This window comes from Stenotrophomonas sp. ZAC14A_NAIMI4_1 (assembly GCF_003086915.1).
GTDB lineage: Bacteria > Pseudomonadota > Gammaproteobacteria > Xanthomonadales > Xanthomonadaceae > Stenotrophomonas.
On record NZ_CP026002.1, the window covers coordinates 3,529,092 to 3,551,471 of the forward strand.

General features: G+C 66.5%; 25 protein-coding genes and 1 pseudogene. 12 read left to right on the forward strand and 14 right to left on the reverse strand.

The window, feature by feature from the left end; genetic code table 11:
- Nucleotides 1-19: 19 nt before the first annotated feature.
- Both C1926_RS16050 and C1926_RS16055 read right to left on the reverse strand, forming a co-directional pair.
- On the reverse strand, nt 20-886 hold the full coding sequence (locus C1926_RS16050; RefSeq protein ID WP_108759894.1) for an SDR family oxidoreductase: 867 nt from the start codon (nt 884-886) through the stop codon (nt 20-22).
- 95 nt (nt 887-981) lie between these two features.
- Nucleotides 982-1,368, reverse strand: coding sequence for a sensory rhodopsin transducer (locus tag C1926_RS16055; protein WP_108759895.1), 387 nt, complete (start codon nt 1,366-1,368; stop codon nt 982-984).
- Nucleotides 1,369-1,549: 181 nt separating this feature from the next.
- Between C1926_RS16055 and cho the strand changes: the two genes are divergently transcribed.
- From cho to C1926_RS16075, 4 genes are all read left to right on the forward strand, one after another.
- Nucleotides 1,550-2,407 carry an excinuclease Cho gene (cho, locus tag C1926_RS16060; protein WP_108760736.1) on the forward strand — a complete coding sequence of 286 codons (858 nt, stop codon included), beginning with the start codon at nt 1,550-1,552 and terminating at the stop codon, nt 2,405-2,407.
- Between the two features lie 78 nt (nt 2,408-2,485).
- The gene (locus C1926_RS16065; protein WP_108759896.1) at nt 2,486-2,962 is read left to right on the forward strand and encodes a YetF domain-containing protein; all 477 of its coding nucleotides are present in this window, start codon (nt 2,486-2,488) and stop codon (nt 2,960-2,962) included.
- Nucleotides 2,963-3,061: 99 nt separating this feature from the next.
- Nucleotides 3,062-4,225, forward strand: a complete 1,164-nt coding sequence (locus tag C1926_RS16070; protein ID WP_108759897.1) for a zinc-dependent alcohol dehydrogenase — start codon at nt 3,062-3,064, stop codon at nt 4,223-4,225.
- Between the two features lie 47 nt (nt 4,226-4,272).
- Nucleotides 4,273-4,581, forward strand: a complete 309-nt coding sequence (locus tag C1926_RS16075) for a hypothetical protein (RefSeq protein ID WP_108760737.1) — start codon at nt 4,273-4,275, stop codon at nt 4,579-4,581.
- 55 nt (nt 4,582-4,636) lie between these two features.
- Here C1926_RS16075 and C1926_RS16080 read toward each other — a convergent pair whose 3' ends face one another.
- Together C1926_RS16080 and C1926_RS16085 are read right to left on the reverse strand one after the other, a co-directional pair.
- Entirely contained in the window at nt 4,637-4,828 is a 192-nt protein-coding gene (locus tag C1926_RS16080; RefSeq protein WP_108759898.1) for a hypothetical protein, read from the reverse strand.
- Between the two features lie 29 nt (nt 4,829-4,857).
- Entirely contained in the window at nt 4,858-5,253 is a 396-nt protein-coding gene (locus C1926_RS16085; protein WP_108759899.1) for a response regulator, read from the reverse strand.
- A 190-nt stretch (nt 5,254-5,443) separates the two neighbouring features.
- Between C1926_RS16085 and C1926_RS16090 the strand changes: the two genes are divergently transcribed.
- The 3 genes and pseudogenes from C1926_RS16090 (at nt 5,444) to C1926_RS16100 (ending at nt 7,472) form a co-directional block, all read left to right on the forward strand.
- A complete protein-coding gene (locus tag C1926_RS16090; RefSeq protein WP_108760738.1) occupies nt 5,444-6,208 on the forward strand; it encodes a DUF72 domain-containing protein in 765 nt (254 codons plus the stop codon).
- A pseudogene (locus C1926_RS16095) lies at nt 6,201-7,002 on the forward strand (DNA-formamidopyrimidine glycosylase family protein). The gene C1926_RS16090 and the pseudogene C1926_RS16095 overlap by 8 nt, the downstream one beginning before the upstream one ends.
- A gap of 47 nt (nt 7,003-7,049) precedes the next feature.
- Nucleotides 7,050-7,472 (forward strand): BLUF domain-containing protein, encoded by a 423-nt coding sequence (locus tag C1926_RS16100; RefSeq protein ID WP_108759900.1) that lies wholly within the window; start codon nt 7,050-7,052, stop codon nt 7,470-7,472.
- Here the strand turns inward: C1926_RS16100 and C1926_RS16105 are convergent, their stop codons facing one another.
- The 3 genes from C1926_RS16105 to C1926_RS16115 form a co-directional block, all read right to left on the reverse strand.
- Nucleotides 7,473-8,048, reverse strand: a complete 576-nt coding sequence (locus tag C1926_RS16105) for an isochorismatase family cysteine hydrolase (protein ID WP_108759901.1) — start codon at nt 8,046-8,048, stop codon at nt 7,473-7,475.
- Nucleotides 8,049-8,075: 27 nt separating this feature from the next.
- The gene (locus C1926_RS16110) at nt 8,076-8,354 is read right to left on the reverse strand and encodes a hypothetical protein (RefSeq protein ID WP_108759902.1); all 279 of its coding nucleotides are present in this window, start codon (nt 8,352-8,354) and stop codon (nt 8,076-8,078) included.
- Nucleotides 8,355-8,422: 68 nt separating this feature from the next.
- The gene (locus C1926_RS16115; RefSeq protein ID WP_108759903.1) at nt 8,423-8,920 is read right to left on the reverse strand and encodes a DUF892 family protein; all 498 of its coding nucleotides are present in this window, start codon (nt 8,918-8,920) and stop codon (nt 8,423-8,425) included.
- A 186-nt stretch (nt 8,921-9,106) separates the two neighbouring features.
- Between C1926_RS16115 and C1926_RS16120 the strand changes: the two genes are divergently transcribed.
- Both C1926_RS16120 and C1926_RS16125 read left to right on the forward strand, forming a co-directional pair.
- Entirely contained in the window at nt 9,107-9,760 is a 654-nt protein-coding gene (locus tag C1926_RS16120) for an NAD(P)H-binding protein (protein ID WP_108759904.1), read from the forward strand.
- Nucleotides 9,757-10,308: a cysteine hydrolase family protein gene (locus C1926_RS16125; protein ID WP_216822016.1), complete on the forward strand. Its 552-nt coding sequence runs from the start codon at nt 9,757-9,759 to the stop codon at nt 10,306-10,308. The genes C1926_RS16120 and C1926_RS16125 overlap by 4 nt, the downstream gene beginning before the upstream one ends.
- Nucleotides 10,309-10,370: 62 nt before the next feature.
- Here C1926_RS16125 and C1926_RS16130 read toward each other — a convergent pair whose 3' ends face one another.
- Entirely contained in the window at nt 10,371-11,297 is a 927-nt protein-coding gene (locus tag C1926_RS16130; RefSeq protein ID WP_108759906.1) for a GAF domain-containing protein, read from the reverse strand.
- A gap of 178 nt (nt 11,298-11,475) precedes the next feature.
- Here C1926_RS16130 and C1926_RS16135 point away from each other — a divergent pair, with 178 nt between their 5' ends.
- Nucleotides 11,476-11,907, forward strand: coding sequence for a hypothetical protein (locus C1926_RS16135; protein WP_254057295.1), 432 nt, complete (start codon nt 11,476-11,478; stop codon nt 11,905-11,907).
- Here the strand turns inward: C1926_RS16135 and C1926_RS16140 are convergent.
- Nucleotides 11,904-12,560 carry a TetR/AcrR family transcriptional regulator gene (locus C1926_RS16140; RefSeq protein WP_108760739.1) on the reverse strand — a complete coding sequence of 219 codons (657 nt, stop codon included), beginning with the start codon at nt 12,558-12,560 and terminating at the stop codon, nt 11,904-11,906. The genes C1926_RS16135 and C1926_RS16140 overlap by 4 nt on opposite strands.
- Nucleotides 12,561-12,764: 204 nt before the next feature.
- Here C1926_RS16140 and C1926_RS16145 point away from each other — a divergent pair, with 204 nt between their 5' ends.
- Nucleotides 12,765-14,963, forward strand: coding sequence for a TonB-dependent siderophore receptor (locus C1926_RS16145; protein ID WP_108759908.1), 2,199 nt, complete (start codon nt 12,765-12,767; stop codon nt 14,961-14,963).
- A gap of 18 nt (nt 14,964-14,981) precedes the next feature.
- Here the strand turns inward: C1926_RS16145 and C1926_RS16150 are convergent, their stop codons facing one another.
- The 3 genes from C1926_RS16150 to C1926_RS16160 all read right to left on the reverse strand — a co-directional run bounded on the left by C1926_RS16150 (nt 14,982) and on the right by C1926_RS16160 (nt 16,870).
- Nucleotides 14,982-15,377, reverse strand: a complete 396-nt coding sequence (locus C1926_RS16150; RefSeq protein ID WP_108759909.1) for a hypothetical protein — start codon at nt 15,375-15,377, stop codon at nt 14,982-14,984.
- A 104-nt stretch (nt 15,378-15,481) separates the two neighbouring features.
- Nucleotides 15,482-16,165 (reverse strand): type 1 glutamine amidotransferase domain-containing protein, encoded by a 684-nt coding sequence (locus C1926_RS16155; protein WP_079221956.1) that lies wholly within the window; start codon nt 16,163-16,165, stop codon nt 15,482-15,484.
- Nucleotides 16,166-16,264: 99 nt separating this feature from the next.
- Complete coding sequence (locus C1926_RS16160) at nt 16,265-16,870, reverse strand: TetR/AcrR family transcriptional regulator (RefSeq protein WP_108759910.1); 606 nt, start codon at nt 16,868-16,870, stop codon at nt 16,265-16,267.
- Nucleotides 16,871-17,026: 156 nt separating this feature from the next.
- On the opposite strand from C1926_RS16160, the gene C1926_RS16165 reads away from it, so the two are divergent.
- Complete coding sequence (locus C1926_RS16165) at nt 17,027-18,259, forward strand: YbfB/YjiJ family MFS transporter (RefSeq protein WP_108759911.1); 1,233 nt, start codon at nt 17,027-17,029, stop codon at nt 18,257-18,259.
- Between the two features lie 123 nt (nt 18,260-18,382).
- Here the strand turns inward: C1926_RS16165 and C1926_RS16170 are convergent, their stop codons facing one another.
- Both C1926_RS16170 and C1926_RS16175 read right to left on the reverse strand, forming a co-directional pair.
- Complete coding sequence (locus C1926_RS16170) at nt 18,383-20,569, reverse strand: TonB-dependent receptor (protein ID WP_108759912.1); 2,187 nt, start codon at nt 20,567-20,569, stop codon at nt 18,383-18,385.
- A 156-nt stretch (nt 20,570-20,725) separates the two neighbouring features.
- Entirely contained in the window at nt 20,726-22,363 is a 1,638-nt protein-coding gene (locus C1926_RS16175) for a fatty acid--CoA ligase (protein WP_108759913.1), read from the reverse strand.
- Nucleotides 22,364-22,380: the final 17 nt, after the last annotated feature.

Consider the following 22,380-nt stretch of genomic DNA (forward strand, 5'->3'; position numbering starts at 1 on the left):
GGGAGAGGTGAGTAGCGGGTTACAGGGTGACGGCGCCACCGGAGATGGTGAGCAGCGCGCCCGACGTATAGCTGGCACTGTCAGCGGCCAGCATCACGTAGGCGGACGCGAGTTCAGCGGGCTGGCCGGGGCGGCCGAAGGGGGTCTGGCTGCCGAAATTTTCGACCTTGTCCGCGGCCATGCCGGCGGGAATGAACGGCGTCCAGATCGGGCCCGGCAGGACCGCGTTGACACGGATGCCCTTCTCGGCCAGCAGGCCGGCCAGGCCGATGGTGAGGTTGGCGACCGCACCCTTGGTGGTGGAGTACGGCAGGATGTTCGGCGTCGGTTTTTTTGAATTCACCGACGCGGTATTGATGACCGAACCGCCGTCCTTCAGGTGCGGAACGCTGAGTCGGGTCAGGTTGAACAGCGCATGGACATTGGTATCGAACGTCTTGCGCCAGTCGTCCATCGTGATCTCGTCGAACGACTCGTAGTAGCGCTGGTAGGCGGCGTTGTTGACCAGGATGTCCAAGCCGCCCAGTTCGTGCACGACGCGCTCGATCAACTGCTCGGCCTGCGCCTCGTCGCTGATATCGCAGGGGACCAGCACCGCCTTCTGGCCGGCCTCCTGGATGAGCTTGCCGATGTCAGCCGCGTCATCCTTTTCGCTCTCCAGGAAGGCGATCGCCACATCTGCCCCTTCGCGTGCGTAGGCAATGGCGACCGCTGCGCCGATGCCACTGTCGCCACCGGTGATGAGTGCCTTCTTGCCCTCAAGCTGGCGGTGACCCTTGTAGCTCGTTTCTCCGTGGTCCGGCTTCGGGTCGAGTTTGCTGGTCTTGCCGGGGAAGGACTGCTGCTGCGCCTTGAACGGCGGCTTCGGGTAATTGAGCACTGGCATGCGTGCGTCCTCTGCGGGGAAAGGAGCTGGCAGTCTGGATGCATCGCAGTAAACGCCTTGGCCCAGCAATGTCGGCGCCGCGTGCACGGCGCGGGTCACAGCGGGTAGGCGATGGTGGTCATGATGCTGTTCTCTGCCTGGCGCGAGTCCAGGCGCGTGTGCTGCACCACCACCGGCACGTCGGACTCGATGACGCAGGAGAAGCCGACGCCCCGCGGTACCGGGGCGGGTTCCTGCAGGTCGTTGAAGCGCTTGTGGCAGGTCCGCTGGGCGGGGACGGTGAAGGCATAGGGACCCTGCGGCTCGCGGTCTTCGAAGTACAGCATCAGGCTGATCCGGGCATCGGTGCTGCCGGCATTGAGGATGCAGCACGTCTCGTGACTCTGCAGCTCGGGCTCCGGCCCATGGCTCCAACCGGGAATGTAGCCCTCGGCAATGGCCCATCGCTTGCGCCCGAGGGCGCCGGGGTTGTCCTGCGTCATGGTTATTCTCCGTACGGCGGTCCCACAGCTTCATCCAGGGGCCCGCGTCGCAGGCGTGCACGGCGGGTGTCCGCGGCATCAACGTGAAGCGTTCAGTGCCGTGAGCAGCCCTGCGTTGGCGGTCCTGCAGCGCATGCCTATCATGTGTCGCTGGCCCCACTGCACCTCACTGCTGCCCTTCATGCCTTCCAATGCGCAGGCCGCGCGACGTTCCGCCCGCGCCGCCGGGTATGTGTTTCCCGAGCATCTGCGTGCGCAGGCGCAGGCGCTCCCTGCACGACCGGGTGTCTACACCTTCCATGGCCGCGAGTGCGGCCTGCCGCTCTACATCGGCAAGAGCATCAACCTGCGCACGCGGGTCATGGATCATCTACGGACGGCCGAAGAAGCGGCGATGCTGCGCCAGTCGGAGCGCATCAGCCATCTGCCGATGGCCGGGGACCTGGGCGCGCAGCTGCTGGAGGCGTCGATGGTGAAAGCGCAGCGCCCGCTGTACAACCGCCTGCTGCGGCGTTTGCCGCGCCAGTTCAGCCTGCGCCTGTATCGCGGCGAGACCAGCGTGGTGAACTCGGCAGAGGTGGATCTGACGTCCACGCCGATGCTGTACGGCATCTATTCGAGTGCCCGCGGGGCACGTGAGGCGCTGCGCCGCGTGGCCGATGAAAATCGCCTTTGCTATTCGCTGCTGGGCCTTGAGCGGCTGCCGTCCGGGCGCCCGTGCTTCCGCTCGATGCTGCGCCAGTGCGCCGGCGCCTGCTGCGGCCGCGAGACCTTGGCCGAGCATCAGACACGGCTCGCCGACGCGTTGAGGCTGCTGGAGATTGCCGAATGGCCCTACGCAGGACCCGTGGCCATCGAGGAACGCGGTGAAGCGATGCGGCAGTTTCATGTCGTCGATGGATGGTTCTATCACGGCAGCGCGAAGACCTTGGCCGCTGCCCGGCGCGTGCGCCGCAGTGATCCGGTGTTCGACCGCGACGCGTACCGCATCCTTCGCAGGGGGCTCTCCTTGGGCCAATGGGCCCTGCACCCGCTGTAACAGGCCGCGCAGACGGAGTCACGCGGCGTGGACGACCTGTTCTGTATCCCTCCGGGCAGGCCATGCAGGGAGAAAACCGTGACCGATCTGTTCGAGCTGGGCATGCCGTGGTTCGAGTTCGTACTACGGGCCACCGCCGTCTACGTCGTGGTGCTTCTGCTGACGCGCCTCAGTGGCAAGCGATCGATCGGGCAGTCCGCACCGTTCGACATGCTGGTCATCGTCCTGCTGGGCACGGCGGTGCAGAACTCGCTGATCGGCGAGGACACCTCGCTGCTTGGCGGGCTCATCCTTGCCGCCACGCTGCTGGGTCTGAACTGGCTGGTCGGCTACGTGACCGCGCGCAATCGTCGGCTGCACCGTTGGGTGGAGGGCGCGCCGGTCGTGCTGGTGCGCAACGGCAAGGTGTTCTGGGATCAGTTGCGCCGCTGCAACGTGGCGCCGGAGGACCTGGACGTGGCCATGCGCAAGGCAGGCTGCGGTGGCCATCACCAGATCGAACTGGCCATGCTGGAGACCTCGGGAGAGATCACCGTGGATGCCGAAGACCGCTGACGCCGCAGCAGCGGAATGCACGCGCCGCACACGGCAATGTCACCGCAGCCACAGCGGTGACCATGCAACCCTGCAGTCCCCAACGGCAGGAGAACGATGATGCAGGCGCTGACCTATCACGGCCGCAAGGATGTGCGCGTTGAGACCGTACCCGATCCGGTACTCGCTGCCGAGGACGACCTCATCCTGCGGGTTACTGCCACCGCCATCTGTGGCTCTGACCTGCACCTGTACCGGGGCAAGATTCCCGACCTGCACAGCGGCGACGTGCTGGGCCACGAGTTCATGGGTATCGTGGAAGAGGTTGGCAGGGGCGTGACCCAGGTACGCCCTGGTGACCGCGTGGTCATCCCGTTCGTGATTGCCTGTGGTGAATGCTTCCATTGCCAGCTGGCGGAGTACGCCGCGTGCGAGACCACCAACCCCGGCAAAGGGGCGGCGCTCAATGCGAAGGGATTGATGCCGCCGGCCGCGTTGTTTGGGTATAGCCACCTCTACGGTGGAGTCGCTGGTGGCCAGGCGGAGTTTGTGCGGGTGCCCAAAGCCAACGTCGGTCCACTGCGCATTCCCGAAGGCGTAGCAGATGAGCAGGTACTGTTTCTGTCCGACATCCTGCCGACCGGCTATCAGGCAGCGCTCAACGCCGGGGTGAAGGCGGGCTCGACGGTTGCTGTCTTCGGTGCAGGACCAGTAGGGTTGATGAGCGCTGCCTGCTGCCGCCTGCTGGGTGCGGAAACCATCTTCATGGTCGATCATCTGCCGTATCGGCTGGATTTCGCGCAACGCACCTATGGCATCACGCCCATCGATTTCAGCAAGGTGGACGATCCCGCCGACTACATCGTCAGCCAGACCAGTGGGCGAGGCGTGGATGCCTGCATTGAGGCGGTCGGGTTCGAGGCGGAGGGCAGTTCGCTTGAAACTGCGTTGACCGCAGTCAAGCTCGAAGGCAGCAGCGGCGTGGCGATCCGGCAGTGCATCGCTGCCGCGCGGCGCGGCGGCGTGGTCAGCATTCCGGGCGTCTACGCCGGTTTCATCCACGGTTTCCTGTTGGGCGATGCGTTCGACAAAGGGCTGACGTTCAAGATGGGCCAGACCCATGTGCAGGGCCTGATGCCTGAGCTGCTGACCGCCATCCTGGAAGGCCGGCTTGACCCCGGCAACATCATCTCGCATCGGATGCGCCTGGCCGACGCAGCGCAGGGCTACGCGATGTTCGACGCCAAGGATGACGACTGCCGGAAGATCGTCCTGACACCATGAGTGCAGATGGCGACACCTCGGACTGCAGGGTCAAGGGCGGCGCTGGCATGCCGCCACTGACCCCCGATCGTCGCTACCTGGTGGTGCGGGGGCGTCTGTGGCGGGCAACCAACCCCGGCCTGACAGCCGCCGAGCGCGCGCGGTGGGTTGCAGCACTGATGGATGCGCGGCGCGCCGTCCATGCGGCAATGAGAAGCGGGGATGGTGAAGCACTGCGTTCGGCGCGGCGGGCGGTGGACGCGGCCAAACGTGGCCTGGGCGAACGGGGGCCGGCATGGTGGCTGGATGGCAGCAAGGACTACAACCGGTTTCTGGTAAAGAACACGCCCTACGCGGAGTGGTTTGATTCCCTCTGATCGTCATGCAGGGCGCACGGGGGCCGGAGGCCAGCTGCATGGGCCGCCATCCCGCTCAGGGCTGCGGCTCCCCGCGTGTGGGATCGACGGGTGGGCGTTCGTAATCGTCCGGATGCGCGGTTTCATCCTGCTCCGGCATGTCCTTTCCCTTCTTCCAGCTGTGGTCGCTTCGCACCTTGTCCGGTGTGTGCGCCTTGTCCTGGTCGCTGGCGTCGCCTGTCGGATTGAATGGCAGCTTGTTGCTCATGGGATCTCTCTCCTTCGGGCCAGGGTGAATCAAGGGTGCCTGCCAGCGCGGGACTGCGCCAGCGTTGCACTCACGGCTTCCTGCAGTTGCGGGATGTGGAAAGGCTTGGCGATGAAGCGTGCTTTCTGGTGCCGCGCAGGAACGACCTGGTCGTAGACGGCCGATGCGAACACGAATGGCACGCCCAGCTCGGCCAGGCGATCGGCGACCGGGAAGACCACACCATCACCGAGCTCGATATCGAGGATTGCGGCATCGAACATACCTTCCCGGAGCAGGGACAATGCCTCGAAAACACTTTCGGCGTGAGTGACCGTGTTGCCTTCGTCGGCAAGCGCATCCTCGACCAGTTCAGCAAGGTCCAGCTGATCTTCCACCAGCAGTAGACAATGTTCCCGCGATCGATCATTACCGTGCTTCTGCATGCCAGGTCGTGCTCTTCCTTTTCTGTTGTGGATACTGTCCTCCCGCAGGCATCAAGGCAGCGGATGCCTCCTGTGTGCAGGATGCGAAGGAGCAGCCACAGCCGTTTCGGCACGCCGAGCATGCAGGTCTTCACGCGGAACCGGGCCTTGGTTCACCGTGGCGGTACGGGGTGCGAGCGAGAGTAGCCGCATGAGGCCTGACATCGACATCCTGGAAATGGCGCCTGTTCTCGTAGGCTGCGCTGGCTGGTCAGTTCCCACCGCTCACGCCGATGCGTTCGGCGATGGAAACAGCGCGCTGCAGCGCTACGCAACGCAGTTCACATGCGCGGAAATCAACTCATCGTTCTACCGATCCCACAAACCCGGGACCTACGCCCGATGGGCCGACGCTGTGCCGGGCGGTTTTCGCTTTTCGGTGAAGATGCCGCAGGCCATCAGCCATGAGTGCGGGTTGCGGGGCGCGGCGCCGTTGCTTGACCCGTTCCTGCATGCCGTCCATCACCTGGGCGAGCGGCTGGGTGCGCTGCTGTTGCAGCTTCCACCGCGCCTGGTCTTTGATGCCCGCGTGGCCTCCACGTTCTTCCGCGCACTGCGACATCGTACGGAGGTCGCGGTTGCCTGCGAGCCCAGGCATGAAAGCTGGTTCACAGCGCCGGCAGATGCACTGCTGGCGAGGCACGATATTGCGCGCGCAGCAGTGGATCCGGCGCCCGCTCCCCCGGCGCGCGAGCCCGGGGGTGCACGCCATCTGAGCTACTGGCGCTGGCATGGCAGGCCCCGGATGTATTACAGCAGTTACCAGGAGGGCGATCTGCAGGTGCTGGCCAAGGCCGCAGAGGCGGCAGCACGGCGCGGACCTGCCTGGGTCATCCTGGACAATACCGCGCAGGGTCATGCCGTACCCAATGCCCTGCGCCTGCAGGCAATGATGAAGGAGAGCCGGGGTGCCTGAGGGTCCTTCCATCGTCCTGCTGCGCGAGGCCGCTGCACAGTTCAAGGGCCGGACCGTGCGCGGCGTCGGTGGTAGCAGCCGCGTGGATCTGGATCCCCTGCTCGGCCGTCGCGTCAAAGCAGTCCGCAGCTGGGGCAAGCATTTCCTGCTGGAGTTCAGCCAGGCCACCCCGTATCCATCTGATGATGTTCGGCAGCTACCGCATCAATGAGCGCAAGGACGCCGTGCCGAGGGTGTCGCTGCAGTTCAGCAAGGGCGAAATGAACTTCTACGCCTGCTCGGTCAAGCTGATCGACCAGCCGCTGGAGGCGGTCTACGACTGGCGTGCAGATGTGATGAGCGATGCCTGGGACGCAAGCCTCGCGCGCCGGAAGTTGAAGTCCAGTCCAGACATGCTGGTGTGCGATGCGTTGCTGGATCAATCCGTCTTTTCCGGCGTCGGCAACATCATCAAGAACGAGGTTCTGTTCCGGGTGGGCGTGCACCCCGCAAGCAGGGTAGGTGACCTGCCGCCGCGCGTGCTGACCCGGCTGATCGAGCAGACACGCGGGTACAGCTTCGATTTCCTGCGCTGGAAGCGGGCAGGTGAGCTGAAGAAGCGCTGGCAGGTGCATACCCGCACGACCTGTCCGCAATGCAGCGGGCCGGTCAGCAAGCATTACCTGGGCCTCACCCATCGGCGAACCTTCTTCTGCCCCAACTGCCAGGTCCTGTACCGGCCCGGCGCGACCGGGGGCGCGCCGGCAGGAGAGCGGCCTTCACGGCTGCGCCCGCGCGCAAAGACCCGGCGTTGACAACGGATTCGTAAGGTAGGGAGTCAGGCAAACCCAACCCTACGTCCATGGCAAACCGCGCAATCGCCTACGCAAGCGAAGCAGTTCCCGACCTTTCTGAAGACCGCCTCGCCGCCTTGGTCGAGGACGCCGCCCGCTTCAACCGGGATGTAGGCATCACCGGCATCCTGCTCTTTGATGGACAGCGCTTCCTGCAGTACATCGAGGGGCCCGAGGATGCATTGCAGATCGCCTATAACCGGATCCTCGACGCCAGCAGCCATCGCGAAATCGTCGAGCTTGCACGCGGCCGGGTCGGGCGCCGCATGTGCCCTTACTGGTCCATGCGGCTGCTGCCGACCGGCTCCGCGGAGCTCAGCCAGGCGGCCTACGCCGATTGGCGGGGTTTCGTGCGCAGGGCTGACCGGGGAGGCAGCGCCCCTGCGGCGATGGACCTGATGAGCGCCGTGGTTGCCCCGCACCTGAGCTGATCAGGGTGAAGGGCGGTGCAGGCCGGCATCGAGCAGCGCGATGATCTGCCGGTTGTCCAGGACCTTCGCGGCTGCCGAGCGCTTCAATACCTGCAGTGCAGGTTCCCGGCGGCCGGGCAGGGCGGCCGTCGCCTCCCATGCCACGACGGTTTCGTACTCGCGTGAATTGGCATCCAGCGCTGTGGCCAGCACGCACGAATCGAGCGCCATGCCTGCCAGAACCACCCGCGAAGCACCGAGCGATGCCAGCAGCACCGGCAGCGGCGTTGCCAGGAAAGCGGAGTGTTTGGGCTTGAGGATGAAATAGTGATGCGACTGCGGCGCCATGATCGAGGCGATCCGGGCGGATGCTCCGCCGTGGTCACGGCATGCGTCCACCAGCGCGGGGAAGTCCCGCTTCCAGTCGCCGAAGTTGTCGTTGGCGTGGATGACGGGCAGGCCACGCTTGTCGAAGGCGTCGCGCAGCGCTGCTGCCCGCTCCGCCGCGTGCACCGCAAGCGCAGCCAAGCGTTGACCGCCAGGGAAATCGAACAGGCTGAACAGGTCGATGATGATCAGGGCCGCAGATGCTTCCATGATCGTGCTCCATGAGGGGCTGCAGGCTCAGCACGGCGGAGGCGCGGCGCACCGGCGACGTCGGCACAACGCCAGCACCTGGCCGACAACCGCAGTGAGCAGCAACAACACATTGGTGACGACAAACACGGTCGAAGCCAGCAGGGCGCTGTAGACGGTGAACAGGATCGAGGCGGTCATCTGCCCCAGGAACAACCACTTCGACACCGTTTCCGGATGCGGTGCCTGCCATTGCTTGACCATCTGCCGTATCAGCGTCGCCATCAGGACCGCCGTGGCAACCCAGCCGAGGACATCGGGATGCATGTCTGCTCCTGTCTGCGGATCGCACGACGCCGTCAGTGCGGACGGCGTCGTGCGGATGAAGCCTTGGATCACGCAGCCTGCGCCGCCTTTGCATTGCCACCACTCTTGGCGAGCAGGGTCAGCTTCTCGTCGGTCGCCTTTTCCTCATCCAGGGTTTCCAGCAACAAAGGCAGGGCGTCCTTGTAGCCTAGCTGCTTGGCCAGTGCCGCGATGGTGCCGTATGAGGCGATTTCGTAATGCTCCACTTTCTGCGCACCGCCGATGAGCGCGGCATCGCGCACGGCACCCTTGTCGATGGCATCGATCACTTCCTTGCCTTCCTCCACCAACCCTTCCATGGCCGCGCACTTGATCCGCTTCAGGCGGATGCCCAGGACCTCCACTATCTGGTCGATCCGTTCGATCTGGCCTTGGGTCTCTTCCAGATGGGTTTCGAAGGCGGCCGCCAGCTCAGCGTTCTGCGCAGCGCGGGCCAGTCGTGGCAGGGCCTTGGTCAACTGTTTCTCGGCACTGTAGATGTCCGACAATTCGTGGATGAACAGGTCTTCCGCTGTTTTGATGGCCATGGGGCACTCCAAGTATCGAGGGAGCCATCACGTTATGCTGCAGGCCGTTGGCCGGACGGGGATGGGAGGTGAACAGTCCATGCAGGAGGTGCCGCAGTTCGGGCACGGCAACATCACGGCTGTCTGTCACGCTGCGTTGGAGCACTGCGCGGCACACTGGAATCCGCCCCCAGTACAGGATCCAGAATGAGCCAAGTATTCATTGTCGGCGCCGCCGGTAAAGTCGGCCGTGCATTGGTCCAGCAGGCCAGCGCACGTGGTCACCGCGTGCTGGCGCTGCACCGCGCGCCGGAACAGGCGGACGAACTGGCCACGCTCGGCGCACGCCCGGTCCAGGGCGACCTGCTGCAGCTGGACGCCACCGCGCTGGCGGCATTGATGAAGGGTTGCGACGTGATGGTGTTCTCGGCCGGTGCCGGCGGCAAGGGCGGTGCGTCGATGACCGATGCCATCGATGGACGCGGGCTCGAGCTGGCCGTTGCCGCGGCGCAGGCGGCAGCGGTGCCGCGCTTCCTGCTGGTATCCGCCTTCCCCGAGGCAGGCCGCGGCAAGCACCTGTCGGACACCTTCGAGAACTACATGGTGGTGAAGAAGCGCGCCGATGTGCACCTGGCCGACAGTCCGCTGGACTGGGTGATCCTGCGCCCCGGCACGCTCACCGACGAACCTGGTACCGGCCGGGTGCGCGCAGGCCTGGCCATTCCCTACGGCAACATCCCCCGCGCCGACGTCGCGGCCACGTTGCTGGGGTTGATCGAACATCCGCAGGTACGCCGCCGCATCATCGAGCTCACCGAGGGTGAAACCCCGGTGTTCGAGGCATTGCAGGCGCTGACGTGACGTTGCCCGCACTGCCACGCCGCGCCCTGCTGGTCATCGACATGCAGCAGGGCCTGTTCAATGGCGCGCGCCGCCCCTATCGCGGTGACGAGGTGCTGGCCAACATCAACGCACTGATCGCCCGCGCCCATGCGGCCGGTGTTCCGGTCTTCGCTGCACGCCATGTCGGCCCGGCGGGATCGCCGCTGGCCCGTGACAACCCGCTGTCGCAGCTGCTGCCCGAGCTGACCATCGACCCGGCACGTGACACCGTGTTCGAGAAGACGCGGCCAAGCTGCTTCTTCGGTACGGGCCTGGCCGAACGGCTGGCCGGGGCCGGCATCGAGGAGCTGGTCATCGTCGGCATGAAGACCGACTACTGCGTGGATACCACCTGCCGTGCCGCCCGTGATCTCGGTTTCCCGGCGGTGCTGGTGGCCGACGCGCACACCACCAGCGATTCGCCGGTGCTGGCTGCGGACATGATCATCGAGCACCACAACAGCACGCTGGGCGGGGCGTTCGTTACCCTTGTTGCCAGCGCAGACTGCACGTTCGCGGCGGCATAGTTGTTGCGCTACGTGTAGTTGCCCACCAAGGTTGGCGTCTACGGTGAGCACGTTTCCGTCGGTCAGCGCTGGGCGTCCTTCCGCGCGCTCAGCTCACGGTCAGCGCGCAGGAACACGGCGCTGGTGCTTTCCTCGCCGGTGCCACCGGCGGCGCCCAGCAGCAGCGGCCGGGCCAGCCGCGAGGAGGCATCGTCGGCCACCGCCTGCAGCGCCGCCAGGGTGTCGCTGGCCTGGTCGCTGCCCAGCACCGCGATGAACTCGCCGCTGCCGGTGACCCGGTTGATGCTGTCGCCGCGCGTGGCATCCAGGCACTGTTCCAGCGCCGCATCCAGCTGCTGCAGCTGGCGCTCCAGGCTGCGCTCGCCCATCTGCTCGGCCAGGGCCGCCAGGTCCTGCAGCTCGAGGATGACCACGGTGCAGGCGGTGCCGGTGGTGGCGTGCGCGGCTTCCACCAGCGGGCTCTGTTCGAGGATGGTCGCCACTTCCTGCTCGCGCTCGCGGCTGCGCGCTTCCATCAGGTTCATGGTCAGCCGGGCCAGGGCCTGCAGGGCGTCGCGCTGCTCGGCGCTGAGCGTACGCGGCGTCAGGTCCACCACGCAGACGCTGCCCACCGCCGCGCCCTCGCGGGTGACCAGCGGCATGCCCGCATAGAAGCGCGCGCCCATCTCGTTCAGCACCGGGTTGTCGACGAAGCGGCTGTCCTGCTTCAGGTCGCCCACTTCCAGCAATTGATCGGGCTGGCGGATCGCGTGGTCGCACACCGCCACGTCGCGGTCGGTTTCGCTGCCCTCCACGCCGATGCGCGCCTTGAACCATTGGCGGTCACGATCGATCAGGGTCACCAGCGCCATCGGCGTGCCGCAGACGGCGGCGGCCACCTTCACGATGTCATCGTAGGCCGGCTCGGGCAGGCTGCCGACCACGTGCAGCGCATCCAGCGCGTGCTGGCGTTCGGTTTCAGTGAATGCGGCAGAGGAATGATCCGTCATGGTGATCCTGGGCAGTCAAAGGGCGTGGTCCATGCTGGAACAGGCCGGCGTCCAATCGATGAACCACCCCCGCAGCGGCTCGGGTTTCGGGCAGAATCGTCGGCATGGACCGGCCGGAAGCGTGATGCGTCACGCCGCAGGGCCTTCGCACTGCCCACTCATGGAACGAGGAGACGCCATGGTTGTTCGCCCCTTGCTGCTGTCGGGTTGGCTGCTGGCTGCAGCGTTGCCTGCGGCAGCACAGCAGATCCGTTCGGCCACCGGACCCGCGCCCAGGCCGCTGCCTGCGGCACCACGGCCGGCGCACAACTCGATGGCCAAGAGCACGACGCCGTTCAACTGCGAGCAGTACGCCTGGCCGAACCACCCGCATCCCGGCATGAAGGCGTACTGCGCCAGCGTTGAAGCCGGCACCCTGCAGAACGAAGCGCGCCAGGCCGGTCGTCCCGGTCCGTCCGCCGAGGTGGGCGTGCTGCCGGCGCTCGGTTCGGCCGAGGCCAAGCGCACCGGCACGGCCTGCATTGGCGGGCAGGCCTTCCGCCGGCTGGCCAACGGGTGGGAACAGATCTCTGCCCCTGCGGGTGGCTGGCTGCGCTGCCGCGAGCGCTAGCCGCCCTTTGCCGCCGGCGGCGGCAGCGACAGCGACTGCAGGTCCACGCCGCTGCGCAGGATCTGCAGCGCCCCCAGCGCCAATGCATGCATGCCCTGGGCGAACTCGCGGTCGACCTCGCTGGCGTCGCGCGCACGCGTTCCTGCGGGCACCGCGTCCTTGCCCGCGCCGGCATACAGCGTGTCGGCCACGGCGATGCAATGGAACGCCACGGTCGACATCAGCCAGCGTGCCTGCTCCACCGGCAGGGCATACGCCGCTGCAACCTCGCTCTGGTGCCCGGCGATGCGCGCACTCATCGTGGGTGACGCCACCGAGCGGCGCAGCAGGTAAGGGGTCAGCCCGGGGTGTGCGATCACCAGATCGCGCAGCGAAGCGATGAAGTCGATCAGATAGTCCGGCAGCGCCTGCCCATCACCCCGCTCGACAGGTGGCATCTGCCAGCGCTCGAAGATGGCTTCGGCCACCGCGACTTTCAGCGCCTCCAGGCTGGCGATGTGGTTGTAGAGCGTCATGTGGGTCACCCCGAGTGCCCCTGCAAGCCCGACGAAGGTCAGGTCGCGCAGCCCCATGGCCATGCCGGCCTCGACGATGCGTGCATGGCTGAGCTTCTTCGGGCGTCCGCGCGTCGGTGCCTGTTCGCTGTCTTTCATCGGCGGCTTGACCATTTATTTTATAGTAATGATAATTAATCGCACCACGCAGCGCACCACCTGCGCGCGGCGTGATCGTAGCAATTGCGCCTCACCGCTCCCAGCCAGGCATCGGCCCAGCCAGCAACCCCGCCTGCACCCGTCCATCCCGCATCCGCCGGACCCATGACCAGGGCGCAGGCCTCGTCATACCCAGGTACACCCATGACGCCCGATGTCCGTTGCCATGCTCCCTTGTCCTGCCTGCGTGCAGGCCGAGCCACCCCGCTGCTGCTTGCGCTGGGCGGCGTTCTCATCCTTCCCGCGCCTTCGGCGCTGGCCCAGGCCATCGGCGCCGCCACCGACCGCGCGCCGCAGGTGTCCACCCTCGATTCGGTGAACGTGCACGAGCGCCGCACCGTCACCGCCCCCTATGCCGGCGGGCAAGTGGCGTCGGGCGGGCGCGTGGGCCTGCTCGGCAACCGCGATTTCATGGATACGCCGTTCAATACCATCAGCTACACCGAGGCGTACATCGCCGATCGGCAGGCACGTGACATCACCTCGGTCATCGCGGCGGCAGATCCGACGCTGTTCACCAACAATGCCTCCGGCGCGTGGAGCGAGAACTACGCCATCCGCGGGTTCGCCTCCAGCACCACCGACATGACCGTGGACGGACTGTTCGGCATGGCGCCTTTCTATCGCACATCGCCGGAAATGTTCGAGCGGATCGACGTGTTGAAGGGACCGTCGGCGCTGCTCAACGGCATGCCGCCGGGCGGCTCGGTAGGCGGCACCATCAACCTGGTTCCCAAGCGTGCGGCCGATGCGCCGCTGACCCGGCTGAGCGTGGACCATGGCTCCGACGCGCAGTTCGGCGGCCATGTGGATGTCGGCCGCCGCTTCGGCAACCGCAATCAGTGGGGCGTGCGCTTCAACGGCGTGCACCGCGAAGGCGAGGGCGCCATCCGCCACCAGGACAAGGCCTACCAGCTGGGCTCGCTGGCCCTGGACTGGCGCGGTGAGCGCAGCCGCGCGTCGCTGGACCTCTACTGTGCCGAGGATCTCATCCATGGCCCAACCCGCGGCGTCAGCCTGGATGCGGGCGTGGCGGTACCGAAGCCGCCGCGTGCCGATCTGCTCATCAACCCCGAATGGGGCAGGGTGGAGAGCCGTGACAAGGGCGCGATCCTGCGCGGTGAAGTCGACTTCAACGATCACCTGATGGGCTATGCGGCCTTCGGTGCCAGCGAGACCAACTACAGTTACAACGGTGCCATCAGTGCGTTGGTGCTCAACAACGCCGGTGACTTCCGCACCACCGTGGCCCAGCTGGCCTTCCACACCCGCAAGCAGTCAGCCGATGTCGGCGTGCGCGGCAGCTTCCAGACCGGCCCGGTCAGCCACCAGGTGGCCGCCAATGCGACCGCCTACCAGCACAAACAGGACGACTACGGCCGCCGCAGCGTGCCCGAGGCCAGCTGGGTGACCAACCTCTACGCGCCCACCTGGAACGAGGCGCCGACGTTCATCACCCCGCACATCATGCATACCGAGGTGAAGCTGCGCAGCGTGGGCGTGGCCGATACCTTGGGGTTTGCCGACGATCGCGTGCAGGTCACGCTGGGCGTGCGTCGCCAGCAGGTGCAGAGTGATGCGTTCGACATCAGCACCGGTGCACTGTCTTCGCGCTACAAGCAGAGCGCCACTACCCCGGCCGCCGCGGTGCTGTTCAAGCTGGGCGGCAAGGTATCGCTGTATGCCAACAGCATCGAGGGCCTCAGCCAGGGCGCGACTGCGCCGACCACCGCCGCCAATGCAGGCGAAGTGTTCGCGCCGTTCAAGACCCGGCAGAAAGAACTTGGCCTGAAGCTCGATGCGGGCCGCTTCGCACATTCCTTCAGCCTGTTCGAGATCAAGCGGCCCAATGGCTACACCGATCCGGTCTCGAACATCTATTCGTTCGGCGGCGAACAGCGCAACCGCGGCGCGGACTGGAGCTTCTTCGGTTCACCGCTGGACGGTGTACGCCTGATGGGCGGCGTGGCCTACGTGCAGCCCAAGCTCACCCGTACCCAGAGTGGCATCAACGAAGGAAAGCTGGCCACCGGGCTGCCGAAGGTGCAGGGCAAGATCACCGCCGAATGGGATCTGCCGATGCTGGAAGGCCTCAGCCTCAATGCGGGCATCACCTCCATGTCCCGGCAGTTCATCAGTGCCGACAACACGCAGTGGGTGGCCGGGCACACCGTGTACGACCTGGGGGCGCGCTACGCGACCCGGCTCTCCGGTCGCCCGCTGACCCTGCGCGGCACGATCAACAACCTGACCAACACGGCCTACTGGGGCCAGCCCTTGCTGTCCAGCCTGGCGCTGGGTGCACCGCGGACCTTCACGGTGTCGGCCACCGTCGATTTCTGATGGGAGGGAGCGCAGGCTTCAGAGCCTGCCTTCGGCCACGTAACGCGCGGCGCCCTGGTCGACCAGCGCCTGCAGTTGCTGCAGCAACGCGTCGTCCCAGTGCTCGAAGTTGAAGCAGGATTTGCCCTGCATGCGTTGCTTCAGCGCGGGGCTGATGCCTGCCAGCAGCTCGGGAAAGTCGTAGACGGGCATCAGGTGGAAGGCGTGCCTGCGACCGGACACCTTCACTGCAGCGAAGAACTGCGCCTTGCCGTTGGCGCCCGGCCTGCGGCAATTGGCGTAGAAATGCTGGTCTGTATCGTGGACGACGAGCAGGCCGTCGCCATGGCGCAGCAGCATCTGCCGCAGGGCGCCGAAGAGGTCGGGCGGGACCGTGCCGGTTGCCGACGTGGGTGTCGCCTGGGTGCGCGTCATGGAAACCTCCCGGCCTGGGACTCTGCAGGTTGCCGCTGCGCGCACCGTAGCATGGGGGAGGGATGCGATCCGGACATGCCTGCCGGATCGCCACTTCATCGGGTTCAGGCCTTGGCCACAGCCTGGATCAGTACTGCAGCCGCTTCGGCCGACGAGCCCGGGTTCTGGCCGGTGACCAGCAGGCCATCGCGCAGCACATACGAGCCCCAGTCCGGGCCCTTGCTGTAGTCACCGCCCAGGTCCTTCAGCATGTCCTCCACCAGGAAGGGCACGACGTTGGTCAGGCCGACGGCGTCTTCTTCGGTGTTGGCGAAGCCGGTGACCTGCTTGCCGGCGACCAGCGGCTTGCCATCGGGTGCCTTGACCTGGCGCAGCACGCCCGGCGCATGGCAGACCAGGCCGACCGGCTTGCCGCTGGCAACGAACGCTTCGATCAGCGCGATGGAATGGGTGTCGTTGGCCAGATCCCACAGCGGACCGTGGCCGCCCGGGTAGAACACCGTGTCGAAGTCGGCGGCATTGACGCTGTCCAGGCGGACGGTGGCGGCCAGCTGCGCCTTGGCGGCGGCGTCGGCTTCAAAGCGATGGGTCAGCTCGGTCTGGAAGGCCGGCTCATTGCTCTTGGGGTCCAGCGGCGGCTGGCCACCCTTGGGCGAGGCCAGCACGATCTCCGCACCCGCATCCTTGAAGGCGTAGTAGGGCGCAGCCAGTTCTTCCAGCCAGAACCCGGTCTTGTGCCCGGTATCACCCAGCTGGTCGTGCGATGTCAGAACAATGAGGACTTTCATGGTGGTGCTCCTGTTGGGAGAGTGACGCAGTAGACCGGTCGTCTAGCGTCCGGCCGCAAAAAAACACTTCGCGGGAAGTGTGGCGTACGCACCCCTCGCTCAGCGTGAGGGATGCAGGATCTGTCGGGTGGCGCGCTGCGCGTTGTCGAAGGGCTGCGGCCCGCGCACGATCTTGACCATGATGCTGGCACCCAGCCACAGCTGGTAGAGGCTCTGCGCCAGCGCGGACGCATCGCCGCTGCAGGCCAGCGAGCCCTCGGCCTGGCCGTCCTCGATCGCCCGTGCCAGCCGCTCGATGATGCCGGCGGTGCCGCTGTGCAGCGCCGCACGCATCGCCGGCGACAGGTCCGCAACTTCCGCACCCAGCTTCACCGCAAGGCACTTGCCCTGGCAGTCCTCGAAGGACTGGCTGGCCATCCATGCGGCGAAGTAGCTGTCCAGCTGCTGGGCGCGGGTCTGGCCGCCGGCGCGGAAAATCTGGTCCATTTCGGCCAGGTACTCGTCGAAGTAGTCCTGCAGCAGGGCCTCGCCGAAGGCTTCCTTGGAGCCGAAGTAGTGGTAGAACGAGCCCTTGGGCACGCCGGCGGCGGTCAGCACCTCGTTCAGGCCGACCGCCGAGAAGCCCTTGCCGCCCATGGTACGGCGGCCGCTGGCCAGGATCTTCTGGCGGACGTCGGTGCCTGCGGTGTCGGTGGCGGTGTTCATGGGAGCGACGATACGCTCGATTAGACCGGTCGTCTAGTTAGCTGTGCGGTATGCGCATTTTCTGTTCAGCATCGCCAGACCCGACTTTCGCGGCATGGCCTGGGTACCAATGCCGGTGCTAGGTTCCAGCAACGCAGGCAGCCGCTACGGAACACGATGACCTTCGATGGAAGTGCGACCCATGACACGCCGCACCGGGTGATCTTCGCTGGCATCTGCGCACTCGTCCTCACCGTGGGCCTCGCCCGTTTCGCCTATACGCCCATGCTGCCGATCATGAAGGCGCAGGCGGGACTGGGGTATGTCGCCGCAGGTTGGCTGGCCGCCATCAACTATGCCGGCTACATGTCCGGAACCGTGCTGGCCGCGATGGCCGGCGATCTGCGCCGGCGATACGTGCTCTATCGCATCGGCCTGGCGGTGGCGGTGGCCAGTACCGCGGCCATGGGTCTGACCAGCAACCCCGTGGCCTGGGGCGTGCTGCGCTTCCTGTCGGGCCTGTCCAGCGTGGCCGGGCTGTTGCTGGCCTCGGGCCTGGTGCTGAACTGGCTGTTGCAGCACGGGCGCCGCCCGGACCTGGGCCTGCACTTCACCGGCATGGGGCTGGGCATCGTGGTGTCCGGTGCGGCGGTGGTCCTGACCCTGCCGGCACTGCCCTGGTCCGGGCAGTGGATCGCGCTCGGCGTGCTCGGCCTGCTGTTCTTCGTGCCCGCCTGGTTGTGGATGCCCGCTCCGGCATCTGCATCGCCCACCGCCGCTGCGCAGGCCGCGCCACCGCCCTCGACGCCGCGCAACTGGATGCGCCTGCTCAATGCGGCCTATGTGTGTGCGGGCTTCGGGTTCGTCATCGGCGCCACCTTCATCGTTGCCATCCTCGAACGATTGCCCCTGCTGCAGGGCAGGGGCGGCTGGGTCTGGGTCATCGTCGGCGTGGCTGCATTGCCGTCCACCTTCATCTGGGACCGCGTCGCCCGCCGCTTCGGCGCAACCCGGGCGCTGCTTCTGGCCTATGTGCTGCAGGGCGCGGGCATGCTGCTGCCTGCCGTATCCTCCAGCACGCCGGTCAACCTGCTGTCGGCGGCCCTGTTTGGCGCTACGTTCGTGGGCATCGTCAGCCTCACCCTGGCCCTGGTTGGCCGCCATGTGCCGTCCGACCCCTCCAGGGCGATGGCGCGCATCACGCTTGGGTATGGCATGGCACAGATCATCGGGCCGATCATCGCCGGGTACATGGCCAGGGCGACCGGCAGCTACCAGGGCGCACTGCTGGCGACGGCGGTGTTGATGGGCTGCGGCGCACTGCTGCTGTATGTGGCGGATCGGCAGGATCGCGGGAGCAGTGGAGGAGTACGCGCGCTCACACTTGACGCCCCGCCGAGCCGACGATGAAGATAGGCACCACGCGCCGACGCTCAAGGATTGACCATGTCGGGCCGCGAGGCAGTTGGGCAAGTAGATCCACGCCATGCGTGGATGAGCGCCCGCACAACAGCATCCACGAACGGCGTGGATCTACAGCTGCCGCTCGTACTGCAGCTTGATTCCCATTGCGGTGTCGCTGCCGTAGTGGCGCGACACCGCGCCATCTGCATCCCGATACACCGTGCGCGAGCCCTGCCGCTGCTGCAGCACGTTGGACAGCGACAGGTTCAACCGGCTGGCGTCGTCCAGCCTCCAGTCCGCAGCAACATCCAGCGTGCGGTCGGGCGTCGATGCCCGCGTCCACTCTGCGCTGAGACGGTTCGTGCCGCCGCCACTGTAGCTGTAGTCCACGCTGCTGGAGAACCGCTTCGATGCCTGCCAGTGCAGCCCCACGTTCCCGCTCAGCGGCGTCTGGTCGGCCAGCCGGTTGTCCGGCCCCGGCACGGACGCCACGCGTGACACGTTGCGGGTCAGGTTCGCCGTGAACTGGACATCGGCCTCGGTCGGCAGCAGGTCGGCCAGTGCGAAGCGCGCATCGAGGGTCAGCCCATGGGTATGTGCCCTGCCAGCGTTGTAGGGCGTGGTGGTCCACAGCCCGTCCTGCACGTACAGCGAGCGCAGGATCACATCATCGATGCGACGCGCATACGCCCCCAGGCTGACCAAGCCGTCCTTGCCGATGTAATGCTCGTAGCTGGCATCCAGGCCCCAGGCGATTTCCGGGCGCAGCGCGGGGTTGCCCTGCTGGTCAGGGTTGGTCGGGCCATTGCTGTTGTTGACCGAATACCGGCGCGGCAGCAGTTGCCACGGTTGCGGCGCGCTGAACGTGCGCGCCAGGCCCAGGCGGAACTGGTCCTTGCTGGAAAGCGAGGGCTTGAACACCCATTGTGCGATGGGGCTGAGCACGCTCGAGCGGTTGTGCAGGGTGCCCGTGATGCGGCTGCCTACTGCGGTTTGCAGACCCTCCCAGCGCAGGCCGAGGTAGGTCTGCAGGCGTGGCGAGGTCCGCCACTGGTCCTGGGCGAACAGCGCGAGGCGGCGGATGTCGGCCTGGTAGTCGTCGTCGATCAGCCCCAGCGGACGTCCATCGGCGGACTGGTCGCGTTGCACGCGATGCTCGTTGCGCCTGGTGTAGCCGCCGTCCCAGCCGAAGGCCAGGTCATGCCGTTCACTGACGCCGCTGATGTACTTGCCGGTGCTGGAGTAGGCCGTGTGGGTTGCGCGCGTGCGCACGCTGCGGTCCAGTGCGAGGTCGCCTGCGGGCGCAAAGCCGAGAAAGGCAAAGTCGATGTCACGGCTGAAGTGCATCACCCCCAGTTTCAGCTCCAACGTATCGTCATCACCGATCCGGCGCTTCCATTGGCCATCGGTCTTGGCCGTCCACGTGCGCGCGTCGTTGATCCAGCGGTTGCGCGGGTAGTCGCTCGGGCCACCCTCACGCACGGCTTCGTTGCGATCGCGGGTCCAGGCTTCCTTCCTGTATTGCAGCAGGCTCTGCCAGCTGACCTCGTCGCGCTCGCCAAGCGTCCACGTCAGCTTCGGCGCAACATTGAAGGTGCTGGTCTGGCCGCCGTAGCGCTCGCGCGTACGGCGCTGGTACAGCACCGCCCCCAGGGCGTCGCTGGCCTGGTCATCGATCGTCGCAGCGCGGCGCTCCTTCGGGGCCGACGCCGTACCGCTCACCGACCACGCCAGGCCCTGTTGCTTGCCCGACAGCAGCAGGGTGGCCGCGGGCGCCATGCCGCCGCCCAGTTGTGCCGCACTGAGCTTGAGCGTGCGCTGGCGCGCTTCCCCTGTGCGGCGCAGGACGATGTTGATGGTGCCGGCAATCGACCGCGTGCTGTACTCGGCGACCGCCGTCGGCAGGATCTCGATGCGCTCGACCAGCTCCGGTGAGATCGAATCGATCGAGAACCCCGCGGGCGCCGGGTCGCCATCGATCAGGATCTGCACGTAGTCGCCACCGAGCCCGCGCATGCGGATGCCATCGGCAGTGACCGTGACGCCGGGAAGGCGGCGCAGCACGCTGCCGAGCCGGTCATCGTGGTGGCGCAGGATGTCCTCGCGGCCAATGCTGACGCGCAGGGTGGGGTCGTCGCGGCGCAGGTCCGCCGCAGAGGGGCCGGTGACCTTGACCGCCTGCAGGTCGGTCGCGCGGGGATCCCGTGCAGGCGGTTCAGCAGGCTGGGCGTGTCCGGTGTCGGCCAACAGGCTGATACCCAGTGCCAGGCTCGCGGCCAGGGTCCGCCGTGGCGGGGCGGCGGGGTGGGTTTGCACGCTTGCATTCCTTCAGAGGTCGAGGGGCGTCCTGCCCGAGCAACTCTATCGACCCCGGCCCGCGCGTAGCAGCGGAATGTTGTTGCAGCAGCCATGAGCAGGATTCATGGCGGGACCACCTGTCCTTGCCAACCAAGGTTGGCGTCTGCCACTGCATCAAACGATGCTCGGGTCATGCATGCCCCGTAGCTTTTTCTTGTTGATCTTGCCCACGCTGGTACGTTCCAGCGAATCCACGAACGCCACCCGCTCGGGAATCGCATAGCGCGACAGGTCCCCGGCACGGCTGCGCGCAGCGATCAGCTCGATGATCTCCGCCTCGTCCACTTCACTGCCTGCATGGCGCACCACCAGCGGCAGGGGACGCTCGCCCCATTTCGTGTCGGCGATCCCGATCACCGCCACCTCGTTCACTGCCGGGTGCAGGGCGATGATGTCCTCCAGCGCCAGCGAAGAGATCCATTCGCCGCCGGTCTTGATCACATCCTTGATGCGGTCGGTCACCCGCAGGTAGCCGCCGGCATCGATGTTGCCGATGTCGCCGGTGTGCAGGTAACCACCCGCCCACAGGGCCGCCGATGCATCGGGGTTGTGCAGGTAACCCTGGGTCAGCCAGGGCGCCCGCACCACGACCTCGCCGGTGGCGACGCCGTCGTGGGCCACATCCTGCAGGTCCGGATCGACGATGCGCAGGTCGACCAGCGGCACCGGAATGCCCGCCTTGGTGCGCAGCGACAGCGCCTCGCCAGCATCGTCCAGTGCATCAACGTTGATCTGCGCCAGGGTCAACAACGGGCAGGTCTCGGACATGCCGTAACCGCCGAAGATATCGACGCCCAGCGCCAGCGCACGCTGCGCCAGTGCCCGCGGCAGTGCCGCGCCGCCGATGATGACTTTCCAGTGGCTCAGATCGGTCTGCGCCGCGCTGGGATGTTCCAGCAGCATGTGCAGGATGGTGGGCACGCAGTGCGAGAAGGTCACCTTTTCGCGGGCGATCAGTGCCAGCAGGTTGCCGGGCAGGTAGCGGCCGGGATAGACCTGCTTGATGCCCATCAGCGTCGCCACGTAGGGCACGCCCCAGGCATGCACATGGAACATCGGGGTGATCGGCATGTAGACATCACCCCGGTGCATCCGGCCCTGGCTGGCGGCACTGCCCAGCGCGGCCATCGCGGCCAGCGAGTGCAGCACCAGCTGGCGGTGGCTGAAGTACACGCCCTTGGGCAGGCCGGTGGTGCCGGTGGTGTAGAACATCGTCGCACGCGTGTTCTCGTCGAAATCCGGGAATGCGGTGACAGGAGCAGCGTCTCGCAGGCCGGCCTCGTACTCGGTCACGAAACCCGCCGGCAGCGCGCCGCCGGCATCATCCAGCAGGATGCGCGTGCGCAGGTCGGGCAGATGTTCCTCGATGCCGTCCAGCACCGGCAGGAACTCGCGGTTGGCCAGGATCACGCGCGCGCCGCTGTGGTTGAGGGTGTAGGCGATCTGCTCCGGCGCCAGGCGGATGTTCACCATCATCAGCACCGCGCCGATCATCGGCACCGCGAAGTAGGCCTCCAGGTAGCGGTTGCTGTCCCAGTCCATCACCGCCACGGTGTCACCGGGCTTCACTCCGAGCGAAGTCAACAGACCCGCCAGCTGGCCGATGCGCGACTGCAGGGTGCGGTAGTCGAAGCGCACGTTGTCGCCGTAGACGATTTCCTGCCCCGGGTTCACCGCCAACGGGGTGAGCAGCAGCTGTTTGATCAACAACGGGTAGGCATGTGCTTCGGGTGCAGCGGTGGTGGAGGGCATGGACGGTCCTTGTGGGC

What these genes read in the sequence shown, in the direction of transcription:
- C1926_RS16050 (WP_108759894.1), bottom strand. Translation starts at nt 886, where the DNA reads ATGCCAGTGCTCAATTACCCGAAGCCGCCGTTCAAGGCGCAGCAGCAG.
- C1926_RS16055 (WP_108759895.1), bottom strand. Translation starts at nt 1,368, where the DNA reads ATGACGCAGGACAACCCCGGCGCCCTCGGGCGCAAGCGATGGGCCATT.
- cho (WP_108760736.1), top strand. Translation starts at nt 1,550, where the DNA reads ATGCCTTCCAATGCGCAGGCCGCGCGACGTTCCGCCCGCGCCGCCGGG.
- C1926_RS16070 (WP_108759897.1), top strand. Translation starts at nt 3,062, where the DNA reads ATGCAGGCGCTGACCTATCACGGCCGCAAGGATGTGCGCGTTGAGACC.
- C1926_RS16075 (WP_108760737.1), top strand. Translation starts at nt 4,273, where the DNA reads ATGCCGCCACTGACCCCCGATCGTCGCTACCTGGTGGTGCGGGGGCGT.
- C1926_RS16080 (WP_108759898.1), bottom strand. Translation starts at nt 4,828, where the DNA reads ATGAGCAACAAGCTGCCATTCAATCCGACAGGCGACGCCAGCGACCAG.
- C1926_RS16085 (WP_108759899.1), bottom strand. Translation starts at nt 5,253, where the DNA reads ATGCAGAAGCACGGTAATGATCGATCGCGGGAACATTGTCTACTGCTG.
- C1926_RS16090 (WP_108760738.1), top strand. Translation starts at nt 5,444, where the DNA reads ATGAGGCCTGACATCGACATCCTGGAAATGGCGCCTGTTCTCGTAGGC.
- C1926_RS16100 (WP_108759900.1), top strand. Translation starts at nt 7,050, where the DNA reads ATGGCAAACCGCGCAATCGCCTACGCAAGCGAAGCAGTTCCCGACCTT.
- C1926_RS16105 (WP_108759901.1), bottom strand. Translation starts at nt 8,048, where the DNA reads ATGGAAGCATCTGCGGCCCTGATCATCATCGACCTGTTCAGCCTGTTC.
- C1926_RS16110 (WP_108759902.1), bottom strand. Translation starts at nt 8,354, where the DNA reads ATGCATCCCGATGTCCTCGGCTGGGTTGCCACGGCGGTCCTGATGGCG.
- C1926_RS16115 (WP_108759903.1), bottom strand. Translation starts at nt 8,920, where the DNA reads ATGGCCATCAAAACAGCGGAAGACCTGTTCATCCACGAATTGTCGGAC.
- C1926_RS16120 (WP_108759904.1), top strand. Translation starts at nt 9,107, where the DNA reads ATGAGCCAAGTATTCATTGTCGGCGCCGCCGGTAAAGTCGGCCGTGCA.
- C1926_RS16130 (WP_108759906.1), bottom strand. Translation starts at nt 11,297, where the DNA reads ATGACGGATCATTCCTCTGCCGCATTCACTGAAACCGAACGCCAGCAC.
- C1926_RS16135 (WP_254057295.1), top strand. Translation starts at nt 11,476, where the DNA reads ATGGTTGTTCGCCCCTTGCTGCTGTCGGGTTGGCTGCTGGCTGCAGCG.
- C1926_RS16140 (WP_108760739.1), bottom strand. Translation starts at nt 12,560, where the DNA reads ATGAAAGACAGCGAACAGGCACCGACGCGCGGACGCCCGAAGAAGCTC.
- C1926_RS16145 (WP_108759908.1), top strand. Translation starts at nt 12,765, where the DNA reads ATGACGCCCGATGTCCGTTGCCATGCTCCCTTGTCCTGCCTGCGTGCA.
- C1926_RS16150 (WP_108759909.1), bottom strand. Translation starts at nt 15,377, where the DNA reads ATGACGCGCACCCAGGCGACACCCACGTCGGCAACCGGCACGGTCCCG.
- C1926_RS16155 (WP_079221956.1), bottom strand. Translation starts at nt 16,165, where the DNA reads ATGAAAGTCCTCATTGTTCTGACATCGCACGACCAGCTGGGTGATACC.
- C1926_RS16160 (WP_108759910.1), bottom strand. Translation starts at nt 16,870, where the DNA reads ATGAACACCGCCACCGACACCGCAGGCACCGACGTCCGCCAGAAGATC.
- C1926_RS16165 (WP_108759911.1), top strand. Translation starts at nt 17,027, where the DNA reads ATGACCTTCGATGGAAGTGCGACCCATGACACGCCGCACCGGGTGATC.
- C1926_RS16175 (WP_108759913.1), bottom strand. Translation starts at nt 22,363, where the DNA reads ATGCCCTCCACCACCGCTGCACCCGAAGCACATGCCTACCCGTTGTTG.